Source organism: Cupriavidus sp. WS (assembly GCF_000395345.1).
Taxonomy (GTDB): domain Bacteria; phylum Pseudomonadota; class Gammaproteobacteria; order Burkholderiales; family Burkholderiaceae; genus Cupriavidus; species Cupriavidus basilensis_B.
The window spans coordinates 22,204-34,590 of record NZ_AQPL01000032.1 but is presented as its reverse complement, the minus strand read 5'-3'; the positions used below and the strand labels follow the sequence as shown (position 1 = coordinate 34,590).

General features: G+C 69.5%; 13 protein-coding genes. 6 read left to right on the top strand and 7 right to left on the bottom strand.

Features of this window, described 5'->3' with window-relative positions:
* Positions 1-95: 95 nt before the first annotated feature.
* The gene (locus K206_RS0103455; protein WP_020201015.1) at positions 96-941 is read left to right on the top strand and encodes a sulfurtransferase; all 846 of its coding nucleotides are present in this window, start codon (positions 96-98) and stop codon (positions 939-941) included.
* Positions 942-958: 17 nt separating this feature from the next.
* Here the strand turns inward: K206_RS0103455 and K206_RS0103450 are convergent, their stop codons facing one another.
* The 5 genes from K206_RS0103450 to rpsP all read right to left on the bottom strand — a co-directional run bounded on the left by K206_RS0103450 (position 959) and on the right by rpsP (position 4,124).
* Positions 959-1,639: a CoA pyrophosphatase gene (locus K206_RS0103450; protein ID WP_020201014.1), complete on the bottom strand. Its 681-nt coding sequence runs from the start codon at positions 1,637-1,639 to the stop codon at positions 959-961.
* Between the two features lie 155 nt (positions 1,640-1,794).
* Positions 1,795-2,190 carry a 50S ribosomal protein L19 gene (rplS, locus tag K206_RS0103445; RefSeq protein WP_020201013.1) on the bottom strand — a complete coding sequence of 132 codons (396 nt, stop codon included), beginning with the start codon at positions 2,188-2,190 and terminating at the stop codon, positions 1,795-1,797.
* Positions 2,191-2,265: 75 nt separating this feature from the next.
* On the bottom strand, positions 2,266-3,075 hold the full coding sequence (gene trmD, locus K206_RS0103440; protein ID WP_020201012.1) for a tRNA (guanosine(37)-N1)-methyltransferase TrmD: 810 nt from the start codon (positions 3,073-3,075) through the stop codon (positions 2,266-2,268).
* A 55-nt stretch (positions 3,076-3,130) separates the two neighbouring features.
* Positions 3,131-3,829: a ribosome maturation factor RimM gene (rimM, locus tag K206_RS0103435; RefSeq protein ID WP_020201011.1), complete on the bottom strand. Its 699-nt coding sequence runs from the start codon at positions 3,827-3,829 to the stop codon at positions 3,131-3,133.
* Between the two features lie 40 nt (positions 3,830-3,869).
* The gene (gene rpsP / locus K206_RS0103430) at positions 3,870-4,124 is read right to left on the bottom strand and encodes a 30S ribosomal protein S16 (protein ID WP_020201010.1); all 255 of its coding nucleotides are present in this window, start codon (positions 4,122-4,124) and stop codon (positions 3,870-3,872) included.
* Between the two features lie 145 nt (positions 4,125-4,269).
* Here rpsP and K206_RS0103425 point away from each other — a divergent pair, with 145 nt between their 5' ends.
* The 4 genes from K206_RS0103425 (at position 4,270) to K206_RS0103410 (ending at position 9,215) form a co-directional block, all read left to right on the top strand.
* Positions 4,270-5,400, top strand: coding sequence for a sorbosone dehydrogenase family protein (locus tag K206_RS0103425; RefSeq protein WP_020201009.1), 1,131 nt, complete (start codon positions 4,270-4,272; stop codon positions 5,398-5,400).
* 192 nt (positions 5,401-5,592) lie between these two features.
* Entirely contained in the window at positions 5,593-6,000 is a 408-nt protein-coding gene (locus K206_RS0103420; RefSeq protein ID WP_020201008.1) for a hypothetical protein, read from the top strand.
* A 247-nt stretch (positions 6,001-6,247) separates the two neighbouring features.
* On the top strand, positions 6,248-6,730 hold the full coding sequence (locus tag K206_RS0103415) for a TM2 domain-containing protein (protein WP_020201007.1): 483 nt from the start codon (positions 6,248-6,250) through the stop codon (positions 6,728-6,730).
* 214 nt (positions 6,731-6,944) lie between these two features.
* Positions 6,945-9,215, top strand: coding sequence for a copper-translocating P-type ATPase (locus K206_RS0103410; protein ID WP_020201006.1), 2,271 nt, complete (start codon positions 6,945-6,947; stop codon positions 9,213-9,215).
* A 31-nt stretch (positions 9,216-9,246) separates the two neighbouring features.
* On the opposite strand, the gene K206_RS0103405 is transcribed toward K206_RS0103410, so the two are convergent.
* Together K206_RS0103405 and K206_RS0103400 are read right to left on the bottom strand one after the other, a co-directional pair.
* Positions 9,247-10,332 (bottom strand): PA0069 family radical SAM protein, encoded by a 1,086-nt coding sequence (locus K206_RS0103405; protein WP_020201005.1) that lies wholly within the window; start codon positions 10,330-10,332, stop codon positions 9,247-9,249.
* A 119-nt stretch (positions 10,333-10,451) separates the two neighbouring features.
* Positions 10,452-10,955, bottom strand: coding sequence for an Lrp/AsnC ligand binding domain-containing protein (locus K206_RS0103400; RefSeq protein ID WP_029043186.1), 504 nt, complete (start codon positions 10,953-10,955; stop codon positions 10,452-10,454).
* A 109-nt stretch (positions 10,956-11,064) separates the two neighbouring features.
* Here K206_RS0103400 and K206_RS0103395 point away from each other — a divergent pair, with 109 nt between their 5' ends.
* Positions 11,065-12,369, top strand: coding sequence for a D-amino acid dehydrogenase (locus tag K206_RS0103395; protein ID WP_029043185.1), 1,305 nt, complete (start codon positions 11,065-11,067; stop codon positions 12,367-12,369).
* The last annotated feature ends 18 nt before the right edge of the window (positions 12,370-12,387 follow it).

The following is a 12,387-nucleotide window of genomic DNA, read 5'->3' as shown; positions in this document are numbered from 1 at the left end:
GGCCGCCGCACGGCCTCCGAGGCGCTATAATTTCGCCTTTCCAATCAGGCAGTTACCGCGCGGCCGCAAGGCGCGCGGCCGGGCGCGCCTCCGCTATGCAGATCGTCAACATCTCCGCTTATAAATTCGTCACGCTGGACGATATTCCGGCCCTGCGCCCGGACATGCGCGCGCGCTGCGAGGCCCTGGGCCTGAAGGGCACCATCCTGCTCGCGCCGGAGGGCATCAACATGTTCCTGGCCGGCAGCCGCGCGGCCATCGACGGCTTCATGGGCTGGCTGCACGCCGATCCGCGCTTCGCCGACATCGCGCCCAAGGAAAGCCTGTCGGAGAGCCAGCCCTTCAAACGCATGCTGGTGCGCGAGAAGAAGGAAATCATCACCATGAAGATGCCGCTGATCCGCCCCGAAGCCGGGCGCGCGCCGGCGGTGCGGCCGGTGGACCTGAAGCGCTGGCTCGACCAGGGCCACGACGATGCCGGCCGCCCCGTGGTGATGCTCGACACCCGCAACGATTTCGAGGTGGCGGTCGGCACCTTCACCCACGCGGTGGACTACGACATCGCCAAGTTCAGCGACTTCCCGCCCGCCATCGCCGCGCACAAGGCGGAATTCGAGGGCAAGACCGTGGTGTCGTTCTGCACCGGCGGCATCCGCTGCGAGAAGGCCGCCATCCACATGCAGGAAGCCGGCATCGAGCATGTCTACCAGCTCGAGGGCGGCATCCTGAAATATTTCGAGGAAGTGGGCGGCAGCCACTACCGGGGCGACTGCTTCGTGTTCGACTACCGCACCGCGCTGAATCCCAGCCTGGAGCCGGCCGGCCCCAAGCAGTGCTTCGCCTGCCGCGCCGTGGTCACGCCCGAGGAACAGCAGAGCCCGCACTACGTGGTGGGCAAGAGCTGCCCCCACTGCATCGCGCAGCGGCAGGCAGCGGCCTGAACCGAACGCGGGCGGCTTCAGGCCGCCAGCAGGTGGTAGAGATTGCGCAGCATGCCGGCGGTGGCGCCCCAGATGAAGCGGTAGCCGCCGTTTTCGCGCGGGAATGGCATGGCGTAGAACAGCCGTTCGCCGTCGACCCAGCGGAACAGGCGCCGCTGGTGATGGGATGGGTCCATCAGGAAGCCGAGCGGCACCTCGAACACGTCCGCCACCTCGCGCGCGTCGGGGCGCAGCGTGAAGCCGCTGCGGACCAGCCCGACCACGGGGCTGACGTGGAATCCGGTGCCCGTGATGTAGTCGGGCAGCGCGCCCAGCACTTCCACGTAGTCCCGCACCAGCCCCACTTCTTCTTCCGTCTCGCGCAGCGCGGTGTCCACCCGGTCGACATCCGACGGCTCGTGGCGCCCGCCCGGAAAGCTGATCTGCCCCGCGTGGGCGCTGAGGTTGGCGTTGCGCTGCGTGAGCAGCACCGTCAGGCCATCCTCGCGCTCCACCAGCGGCACCAGCACGGCGGCGTCGCGCAGCGCCACGCTGCGGTCGTAGATGCGCGATTCGTCGGTCAGCTCGGGCGCCCACGCCGGCGGCGACTTGAGCCGGTGGCGCACGAAGTCCGGCCGCAGGCGCACCTCGGGCAGGGCCGGATGGCTGCTATCGGTGGAGACGATGGGTAGGGTTTCGGGATCGAAGGCGGGACGCATATCGCCTCGCAGTATGACAGATGACGGGCAAAACCGTCTTTGCGCGATGCAACAGGACGCTTTGCAGCGCAGCTTGCGCGGACCCATGCAAAAAGGGCACCCGGAGGTGCCCTTCTTGCGCAGCCACGGCCGGCGGACCGGCCACGGCAACCAGCTTACTCGGCGGCTGCGGCCTTGGCGGGCGCTGCCTTGTATGCCAGCTTTTCCTTGATACGCGCGGACTTGCCCGAACGCTCACGCAGGTAGTACAGCTTGGCGCGGCGGACGTCGCCGCGGCGCTTCACTTCGATACCGGCGATCAGCGGCGAGTACAGCTGGAACGTGCGTTCCACGCCTTCACCCGAGGAAATCTTGCGCACGATGAAGGACGAGTTCAGGCCGCGGTTGCGCTTGGCAATCACGACGCCTTCGTAGGCCTGCACGCGCTTGCGGTTACCTTCCACCACGTTCACGCTGACGATCACGGTGTCGCCGGGTGCGAATGCGGGGATGGTCTTGTTCGCGGTCAGGCGCGCGATTTCGTCTTTCTCGATCAGCTCGATGAGGTTCATCGTTTCTTCTCCTTGTCCATCATGCCGGCGTTGTATGCCCCGGGCGTTGCCCGGGCCCCGGCAGAGGATGGGGTTTCACTTGACGGGAGCGAACTCCCGCCCTTCATTCGCCAGCCACGCCGACAGGAATTTCTCGTCGGCGCGGCTGAGCAAACCTGCGCTGCGGGCGGCCCCGATCAGGTCGGGGCGCTTCCTCGCAGTGTTGGCGAGCGCCTGCTGGCGCCGCCACTTCTCGATCTCGGCATGATGGCCCCCGAGCAGTATCTCGGGCACCCGCATGCCTTCGTATTCTTCCGGCCGCGTGTAGTGCGGGCAATCCAGCAGGCCGTTGACGAAGCTGTCCTGCACCGCCGACTGCGCATCGCCGAGCACGCCGGGCAGATGCCTGACCACCGCGTCGATCACCGCCATCGCCGGCAGCTCGCCGCCCGACAGCACGAAATCGCCGAGGCTGATTTCCTCGTCCACGCGCCGCTCGATCAGGCGCTGGTCGATGGCCTCGTAGCGCCCGCACAGCAGCACCAGCCCGGGGCGCTGCGCCAGCGACATCACCTTCGCGTGCGTCAGCGGCGCGCCCTGCGGCGACATCAGCACCACGTGCGGCTTCACCGTATCCGCCGCATCCACCTGGGCATCGGCCCGCGCCGCCTGCTGGGCCGCGCAGGCCGCGTCGATGGCGTCCTCGAGCGGCCTGGCCAGCATCACCATGCCAGGGCCGCCGCCATACGGGCGGTCGTCGATGGTACGGTAGTTGTCGGTGGTGAAATCGCGCGGATTCCAGGTGCGCAGCGCATAGCGCTGCTGCTTCGCCGCCCGGCTGGTAATACCCCAGTCGGTCAGCGCGCGGAACATCTCGGGAAACAGCGTGATCACATCGAACTGCATCCGCCTCTCCCTTGGCTTGCCCACCGGGCCCGGCCCGGCGCCTGTCGCCAGGCGCTCAGTAATCCAGCCCCCAGTCGACCACCACCTGCCGGGCCTTGATATCGACCGAGCGCAGGAAGGCATCGACAAACGGGATCAGGCGCTCGCCGGCCTTGCCGTCGGGCAAGGCATGCGCCACCTGCAGGATCTGGTGAGCCCCGTTGTCGATCAGGCCGGACACTTCGCCCAGCAGCTCGCCCTGTTCGTTGGACACGGCGCAGCCGATCAGATCGACCCAGTAAAACTCGTTCTCGTCCGGCGCGGGGAAATCCTCGCGGCGGATCCATACACGACGGCCCTTGAGCGCTTCGGAGTGGCTGCGGTCGGACACGCCGACCGCCTGCGCCACCACCGTGCCGCTATGCTCGCGGGACTGCGCGATCTTCACGCACAGGGCTTCGGCGCTCACCGCGCCCGCCGCGCCCAGCACGCCGGCCGGCGGCTTGAGCAGCCACCAGCGGCGCGCGTGCAGCAGCGCGCTGGCATCGTCGGCGTGCGGCTGGATCTTGATCCAGCCCCGGATTCCGTATGCGGCGCCGACGTAGCCGACTTCGATCAGGTCGTCCGGCAACGCGTCGGTGTACGCCAGCGCGGCCGGCAATCCGGCCTGCGGCCTGGGCGCCGGCTTCTGGCCGGCGGACTGCGGACGGGCCGCGGGTTCCAGCGGCACATTCAGCGGCCGCCGCGCCGGGGCGCCTTGCTTGCGTTCGGTCACGTGTCGTCTGCCACGCGTCGCGAAACGCGCGTCACAGCAATCAGGCAGCGGCCTTGGCGGCGTTCTGCTTGACCAGGCGGGCCACGGTCGGCGACATCTGGGCGCCAACGCCGGTCCAGTAGGTCAGGCGGTCCTGCACCAGGCGCAGGCCTTCTTCGCTGGCGCCGGCCAGGGGATTGTAGAAACCGATACGCTCGATGAAACGGCCATCGCGACGGTTGCGCGAGTCAGCGGCGACGATGTTGAAGAACGGGCGCTTCTTGCTGCCACCGCGAGCCAGACGGATTACGACCATGGGTGTGATTCCTCAGAAAACTTGATGTTCGAACACGAAACACAAGAGTATAGCCCAAATCCCGAGGCCAAACAAACACTTAGAGCGATTGACGCGACACCCTGCCACGGGCATCGTGGCGAAAACCCCGACAGGAGAGCATCGCATGCGTTCCTACCTTCACATTCGCGCCCGCCGCGCCCTGCTGGCGGGCTGGCTTGCCGCCGGCGCCTGGCTCGGGCATGCGGCCGGCGCCGCCGAGGCCTTGCCGCTGGACCGCATCAAGCTGCCGCCCGGCTTTCGCATCGAAGTGCTGAGCCAGGCGGTGCCCGAGGCGCGCGGCATGACCATGTCGCCGGCCGGCACGCTGTTCGTGGGCACGCGCGGCGAAGGCAAGGTGTACGCCATCGCCGCGCCACTCGCCGGCAACCCGCAGGTGCGCACCGTCGCCACCGGGCTGACCATGCCGGTCGGCGTGGCATTCCGCGACGGCGCGCTCTATGCGTCCTCGACCTCGCGCATCGTGCGCATCGACGGCGTGGAAGCCCGCCTGGACAATCCGCCCGCGCCCGTCGTGGTGAGCGACCGCTTTCCCGGCGAAACGCACCACGGCTGGAAGTTCATCGCGTTCGGCCCGGACGGCTATCTCTACGTGCCGGTCGGCGCGCCGTGCAATATCTGCAAGCCGGACGAGAACCGCTACGCCAACATCATGAAGATGAAGCCCGACGGCAGCGACCTGCAGGTGGTGGCGCGCGGCGTGCGCAACACGGTCGGCTTCGACTGGCAGCCCGGCACGCGCGAGCTCTGGTTTACCGACAACGGCCGCGACAACCTCGGCGACGACGTGCCCGACGACGAGCTCAACCACCTCGCCCGCGCCGGCCAGCACTTCGGCTATCCGTACTGCCATGCCGGCGACATCGCCGACCCGGAATTCGGCAAGCAGCGCGCCTGCGCCGAGTTCGCGCCGCCGGCGGCCAGGCTCGGCGCCCACGTTGCCGCGCTCGGCATGCGCTTCTATGCCGGATCGCAATTTCCTGCCGAATATCGCAACAATATCTTTATTGCCGAACATGGCAGCTGGAACCGCAGCCAGCCGGTCGGCTACCGCGTGGTCCGGGTGGTGCTCGACGGGCGCGGCCAGGCCGTGCGCAGCGAGGTGTTCGCGCAAGGCTGGCTGCAGGACGGCCGGCCGTGGGGCCGGCCGGTCGACGTGCAGGTGGCGCCCGACGGCTCGCTGCTGGTCAGCGACGACATGGCGGGCGCGATCTACCGCATCCGCTACGCGCCATGAAATGGGCGCCGCGAAATAAGCGCCGCCAAATGAAGCACGCCGGGGTTTCACCGCTGCGTCATGACGCGGCGGTGGGGGCGAAACAATCCGTTACACCGGTAACGGCTTTTGCATAGGCGCGCCGGATGCGCGTGCGTACCATGATTCCATCTTCCGACAACATCGCCGCGCGACAGGAAACTGGGATTCCGCATGTTCCCCCGCACTCTCCTGCGCGACCCGGTGGCGGGCATCCTGCTGGCCGTGCTTCTGCTCGGCCTCAGCGGCGCCGGCCATGCCCAGGTCGCGTTCTGGCAACATAGCCGGCCCGACGGCCGGAGCCTGGCTAATGCCCGCGCGCAGGCGGGCCAGGGCGGCTGGGAAATGGCCAGCGTGCGCGCCGAACGGCAGGATCACGTGCGCGCCCAGATCGAACGCATGGAAGCGCGCGCGCGCGCCGACGACCGCCTCAGCGGCCGCGCGCTGCCGCCCCAGGAACGCGAGGACGAGCGCGCCCGCCCGTCCGAGCGCAGCGCGCAGGCGGACCCGGTGCGCGGCGAGCAGCGCAACTCCGGCGTCGGCCCCGGCTGGCAGGCGCGCGGACGCGACGGCGGCCGCTAGCCGGATCGCCGGATCGGGCTCCGCGCCCGGATTTTCCCGCTTTTACGCCCGCTTTTGCGCCCGCTTTTGCGCCCTTTCCCCCGATTGCCGATCCGCCCCGCGCGCGCCGCGGCGGCGGCGCGCCCGTGCGGCATCGTGCGCATTGCCGGCATCATGCGGCGGCGTACAATGAGCGCCGGCGCCAGCACGGCTGGCCCGTGACCGCCCCCGCCGGCAGGTTCCGCCGGCCCTCACTTCGTCGCCGCCCATGCCCGTCGCCACCCAAGTCCCCGCCGCCGCCAAGACCGCCGCCACCGGCAAATCCAAGCTGGCCACGGTCGCCCTGGCCTTCCTGTGCGGCAGCCTCGGGCTGCACCGCTTCTACCTGGGCGGGCTGCGCGACAAATTCGGCTGGGCCCACCTGCTGGCCACGCTGGCCGGCGCCATCGGCGTGGCGTCGATGCAGACCGGGGCCGGCTCGCCCGCGCTGAACTGGACCTTCGCGGTGGCCGGCGGCACCTCGCTGATCGCCGCCTTCCTCACCGCCATCGTGTACGGGCTGCGCGCCGACGACAAATGGGACGCGCGCTTCAACCCGCACGGCCAGCCCACCCGCTCGGGCTGGCCGGTGGTGATCCTGGTCATCCTGTCGCTGCTGATCGGCACCGGCCTGCTGATGGCCGGCCTCGCCATCAGCTTCCAGACCTTCTTCGAATCCCAGGTCGAGGCGGCGCGGGCGCTCTCGCAGTAACCGCGGCCACGCGGCCCGCCGCCCAACGCGGCCATGCGCCGCGCCTTCCCGTTCCAGCCAGCCACGCGGCGGCCCGCCGCCGCCATGACGCCGCCATGCCGTCGGTTCGCCACGGTTTGCGCCACATCAGCAAGCGGCCGCGCGATGCGCCTATGATGCCAACGCCGGCGCGCGACAGGCGCGCGCGTGGCTCAACCGAAAGGAGCGCCGCCGAATGGACCGTCACGAACCCGCGCAGGGCGAAACCCATCAGCACGTCCATCCGCCCCAGGACGGCGGCATGGGCGCCGGCGGCCATCCGCACGACCACGACCATCACCACCATCACGCCCACGCGCCGGCGCCCGGCCCCCGCCAATCCCCGGACGCCGCGCCGGCGCAGGAAGGCACCATCTACACCTGCCCCATGCATCCGGAGATCCGGCAGGACCATCCCGGCAACTGCCCGAAATGCGGCATGACGCTCGAGCCGCTCATGCCGGAACTGGAAGCGGAGGAGAACCCCGAGCTGGCGGACTTCCAGCGGCGCTTCTGGTGGACCCTGCCGCTGACCGCCGTGGTGTTCGTGCTGGCCATGTTCGGGCACCAGCTCGGCTGGATGGCGGCCGCGACGCAAAGCTGGGTCGAGCTGGCGCTGTCCACGCCGGTCGTGCTGTGGGCGGGGTATCCGTTCCTTGCGCGCTGCGTGCGCTCGTTCGCGCAGCGCAGCCCCAACATGTGGACGCTGATCGGCCTCGGCACCGGCGCGGCCTATGTCTACAGCGTCGTCGCCACGGTGGCGCCGGGGCTGTTCCCGCAGGACTTCGCCATGCATGGCCGCATCGGCGTGTATTTCGAAGCCGCCGCGGTCATCATCTCGCTGACGCTGGTCGGCCAGCTGCTGGAGATCAAGGCCCGCTCGCAGACCTCGGCGGCGATCCGCTCGCTGCTCGGCCTCGCGCCGAAGACGGCGCGCCGCCTCAACGCCGACGGCAGCGAGGAAGATGTGCCGCTGGCCCACGTGCACGTGGGCGACCGCCTGCGCGTGCGGCCGGGCGAGAAGGTGCCGGTCGACGGCGTGGTGGCCGAAGGCGGCAGCTCGGTCGACGAGTCGATGATTACCGGGGAGCCGATGCCCGTGACCAAGCGCGCTGGCGACCACGTCATCGGCGCGACCATGAACGCCACCGGCAGCCTGGTCATCGTGTCCGAGAAAATCGGCTCCCAGACCGTGCTGTCGCAGATCGTGCAGATGGTGGCGCAGGCGCAGCGCTCGAAGGCGCCGATGCAGCGCATGGCGGACAAGGTGGCCGGCGTGTTCGTGGCCGTGGTCATCGCCGTCGCCGTGCTCACGTTCCTGGCGTGGGGATTGTGGGGCCCGCAGCCAGGCTGGGTGTACGGCCTCATCAACGCCGTCGCGGTGCTGATCATCGCCTGCCCGTGCGCGCTCGGGCTGGCGACCCCGATGTCCATCATGGTCGCCAGCGGCAAGGGCGCGTCGAACGGCGTGCTGTTCCGCGATGCGTCGGCCATCGAGAACCTGCGCAAGGTCGACACGCTGATCGTCGACAAGACCGGGACGCTCACGGAAGGCCGCCCGGCCTTCGAGCGCGGCCTCGGCATCAACGGATTCTCCGACCAGGAAGTGCTGCGCCTGGCGGCCAGCCTCGACCAGGGCAGCGAGCATCCGCTGGCGGCCGCGCTGGTCGAGGCGGCGCGCCGGCAGAACCTGCCGCTCGACACGGCCGCGGATTTCGAGTCGGGCACCGGCATCGGCGTGCGGGGCACCGTGGCGGGCCGCAAACTCGCGCTCGGCAATACCGTGCTGATGGCGGCCGCGGGCGTCTCCGCCGCCGCCCTGAGCGAGGCCGGCGACGGCCTGCGCGCGCAGGGCGCGAGCGTCATGTACCTGGCCGTCGACGGCACGCTGGCCGGCCTGCTGGCGGTGTCGGACCCGATCAAGGCGACCACGCCGGAAGCGCTGCGCAGCCTGCAGGCGCAGGGCATCCGCGTGGTGATGGCCACCGGCGACGGCGTGGCCACGGCCAGGGCCGTGGCCGGCAAGCTGGGGATCGGCGAATACCACGGCGAGGTCAGGCCGGCGGACAAGCTGGCGCTGGTCGCCCGGCTCCAGCAGGAAGGCCGCGTGGTGGCGATGGCCGGGGACGGCATCAACGATGCGCCGGCGCTGGCCAAGGCCGACGTCGGCATCGCGATGGGCACCGGCACGGACGTGGCCATGAACAGCGCCCAGGTCACGCTGGTGAAGGGCGACCTGCGCGGCATCGCCCGCGCCCGCAAGCTGTCCGAGGCGACCATCCGCAACATGAAGCAGAACCTCGGCTTTGCCTTCGTCTACAACGCGCTGGGCGTGCCGCTGGCGGCCGGCGTCCTGTATGGCGCGACCGGGATGCTGCTGTCGCCGATGTTCGCCGCGCTGGCCATGAGCCTGAGCTCGGTGTCGGTGGTCTCCAATGCGCTGCGCCTGCGGCGCGCGGCGGTGTAGGCCAGCGAGGGCGGACACCGCGCGCGGCGCTTCAGAACAGCGACTGCTGCGCGGACAGCGGCTCCGGCACGCGGAACAGGTCGGCCCGCAAGGGCGGGCGCTGCTGGTTGAGCCCGAAGCGGCGGCAGGCCTGCGCGAAGCGCTTGCCGACCAGCTCGGCGAAGATGCCGGTGCCGCGCATGCGCTGGCCGAATTCGGACTGGTTGTGCTTGCCGTCGCGGATCTGCTCGATCAGGCTCATGACGTGGCGGCGCCGCCCCGGGTAGTGCTGCTCCAGCCATTCGACGAAGAGGTCGCGCACCTCCAGCGGCAGGCGCAGCATGACGTAGCCGGCCGCCCCGGCGCCGGCCCCGGCGGCGGTCTCGAGCACGCGCTCGATGTCGAAGTCCGTCAGCGCCGGAATGATCGGCGCCACGATGACACCGGTGGGAATGCCCTGCCCGGCCAGGCGCCGCACGCCCTCCATGCGCCTGGCCGGCGTATTGGCGCGCGGCTCGAGCCGCCGGGCGATGTCCGCGTCGAGCGTGCCGATCGAGACGTAGACCCGGGCCAGGCCCTTGGCCGCCATGCGGGCGAGGATGTCGGCGTCGCGCGTGACCAGCGACGATTTGGTCGTGATGGCCACCGGATGGTTGAATTCCTCCAGCACCTCCAGGATGGCGCGCGTCAGCCGGTGCTCCCGCTCGATCGGCTGGTAAGGGTCGGTATTGGTGCCGAGCGCGATCACCGAGGGCACGTAGTGCTTCTTGCTCAGTTCCCGCCGCAGCAGCTCGGCCGCGTTCGGCTTGGCGAACAGCTGCGTCTCGAAGTCCAGCCCCGGCGACAGCCCGAGGTAGGCGTGGGTCGGGCGCGCGAAGCAGTACGAGCAGCCGTGCTCGCAGCCGCGGTAGACGTTGATCGACTGGTCGAACGGGATGTCGGGCGACTGGTTGCGCGTGATGATCGATTTCGCCGCTTCGAGGACCACGATGGTCTTGCGCGGGGGCAGCTCGCCGTGGGCTTCCAGGACCGCCGCGAGGTCGTCGTCGTCGGGCTCGCGCGACCAGCCGTCGAAGCGGGATTCGACGTTGGAAAGCGCCCCGCGGCCGCGCTGGAAACCGGTCTTGAGTGACGCCATGACAACTCCTGCTGCGCGTTACGATATACTGTATAAATATACAGTATCGAGGCGCCGCATGCAGATTTTCCGGGGGCGTGGCGGCGCGCGGGAAAGCGCCGCGGGCTGGCGGGCCGCCCTCAGGCGAGCGGCGCCTTTTCGTCGACGGCGATCGCCAGCGTCTCCTTGATTTCCTCCATCACCACGTAGCTCTTGGACTGCGCGGCGCCGGGCAGCTGCAGCAGGATGTCGCCGAGCAGGCGGCGGTACTCGCCGATCTCGCGGATGCGCGCCTTGATGAGGTAGTCGAAATCGCCGGACACCAGATGGCATTCGAGCACTTCCGGGATGCGCGAGACCTCGCGGCGGAACTGCTCGAACATGTTGCCGGACTTGTTGCCCAGCGAGATCTCCACGAACACCAGCAGGCCGCTGCCCAGCAGGGCCGGATTGAGCCGCGCGTAGTAGCCCATGATCACGCCGTCGCGCTCCATGCGCTTGACCCGCTCGATGCAGGGCGTGATGGTCAGCCCGACGGCCTCGGCCAGCTCTTTCATCGACATCCGCCCGTCGGCCTGGAGCAGCGCCAGGATCTTGCGGTCCAGCCGGTCGAGGCTGCGCACCGGTTGCCGACTCGTTCTCATGAGTAGTTCCTGTTTCCTTGAAAATTACGATAACTATGACTGCATATATTTAAATAGTATAGAGAGAATTACTTTATCCACCCTCTTTTTTGGTTTCGAGCCCCCGACTATGCGAGTTCTCGTCCTTGGCAGCGGTGTAATTGGCGTGACAAGCGCCTGGTATCTGGCCCGCGCCGGCCACGAAGTCACCGTGATCGACCGCGAGGCCGCGCCCGCGCTCGGCACCAGTTTCGCCAACGCCGGGCAGATCTCGCCCGGCTACGCATCGCCGTGGGCCGCGCCCGGGGTGCCGCTCAAGGCCATCAAGTGGATGTTCCAGGAACACGCGCCGCTGTCGGTGCGCCCGGACGGCACGCTGTTCCAGCTGCAGTGGATGTGGCAGATGCTGATGAACTGCTCGGCCGAGCGCTACGCCACCAACAAGGAACGCATGGTGCGGCTGGCCGAGTACAGCCGCGACTGCATCCGCGCGCTGCGCGCCGATACCGGCATCGCCTACGAAGGCCGCCAGCAAGGCACGCTGCAGGTCTTCCGCACGCAGGAGCAGCTCGACGGCGCCGCCAAGGACATCGCCGTGCTCGAGCAGGCCGGCGTGCCCTACCAGTTGCTGTCGCGCGGGGATCTCGCCGCGAGCGAACCGGCGCTGGCCGCGGTCAGCCACAAGCTGAGCGGCGGCCTGCGGCTGCCCAACGACGAAACCGGCGACTGCCAGTTGTTCACCACCCAGCTCGCGGCGATGGCCGAGGGCCTCGGCGTGAAGTTCCACTACGAGCGCACCATCGACGGGCTGCTGACCCGCGGCGACACCGTCACCGGCGCGATGATCGGCGGCCAGCCGGTGACGGCCGACCTCGTGGTGGTGGCGCTGGGAAGCTGGTCGACGCCGTTCCTGAAGAACATCCTGCCGGGCCTCTCGAACCTGCCGGTCTACCCGCTCAAGGGTTTCTCCATCACCGTGCCGATGGCCGACGCGGAGCGCAGCCCGGTGTCGACCGTGCTCGACGAGACCTACAAGGTCGCCATCACGCGCTTCGACGACCGCATCCGCGTGGGCGGCATGGCCCAGATCGTCGGCTACGACCGTTCGCTGGACCCGTCCAAGCGCCGCACGCTCGAGCACGTGGTGACCGACCTGTTCCCGGGCGCCGGCGACGTCAGCCGCGCCACCTTCTGGACCGGCCTGCGCCCGATGACGCCGGACGGCACGCCCATCGTCGGCCCCACGCCGCTCAAGGGCCTGTGGCTCAACACCGGCCACGGCACGCTGGGCTGGACCATGGCCTGCGGCTCGGGCAAGCTGCTGTCGGACCTGGTGTCCGGCACCTCGCCGGCCATCCGCGCGGACGACCTGTCGGTGACGCGCTACCTCAAGCAGCCGGGCGCGCGCGCCGCGCACCGCCCCGCGGTGGCCTGAGCGGCCGGCCGGGCCGGC

Excerpts from the sequence above, each read along its gene's own strand:
- K206_RS0103405 (WP_020201005.1), bottom strand. The coding sequence starts at position 10,332 with ATGGCGTCACTCAAGACCGGTTTCCAGCGCGGCCGCGGGGCGCTTTCC.
- K206_RS0103395 (WP_029043185.1), top strand. The coding sequence starts at position 11,065 with ATGCGAGTTCTCGTCCTTGGCAGCGGTGTAATTGGCGTGACAAGCGCC.
- K206_RS0103420 (WP_020201008.1), top strand. The coding sequence starts at position 5,593 with ATGTTCCCCCGCACTCTCCTGCGCGACCCGGTGGCGGGCATCCTGCTG.
- K206_RS0103410 (WP_020201006.1), top strand. The coding sequence starts at position 6,945 with ATGGACCGTCACGAACCCGCGCAGGGCGAAACCCATCAGCACGTCCAT.
- rplS (WP_020201013.1), bottom strand. The coding sequence starts at position 2,190 with ATGAACCTCATCGAGCTGATCGAGAAAGACGAAATCGCGCGCCTGACC.
- trmD (WP_020201012.1), bottom strand. The coding sequence starts at position 3,075 with ATGCAGTTCGATGTGATCACGCTGTTTCCCGAGATGTTCCGCGCGCTG.
- K206_RS0103415 (WP_020201007.1), top strand. The coding sequence starts at position 6,248 with ATGCCCGTCGCCACCCAAGTCCCCGCCGCCGCCAAGACCGCCGCCACC.
- rpsP (WP_020201010.1), bottom strand. The coding sequence starts at position 4,124 with ATGGTCGTAATCCGTCTGGCTCGCGGTGGCAGCAAGAAGCGCCCGTTC.
- K206_RS0103450 (WP_020201014.1), bottom strand. The coding sequence starts at position 1,639 with ATGCGTCCCGCCTTCGATCCCGAAACCCTACCCATCGTCTCCACCGAT.
- K206_RS0103455 (WP_020201015.1), top strand. The coding sequence starts at position 96 with ATGCAGATCGTCAACATCTCCGCTTATAAATTCGTCACGCTGGACGAT.
- K206_RS0103400 (WP_029043186.1), bottom strand. The coding sequence starts at position 10,955 with ATGAGAACGAGTCGGCAACCGGTGCGCAGCCTCGACCGGCTGGACCGC.
- K206_RS0103425 (WP_020201009.1), top strand. The coding sequence starts at position 4,270 with ATGCGTTCCTACCTTCACATTCGCGCCCGCCGCGCCCTGCTGGCGGGC.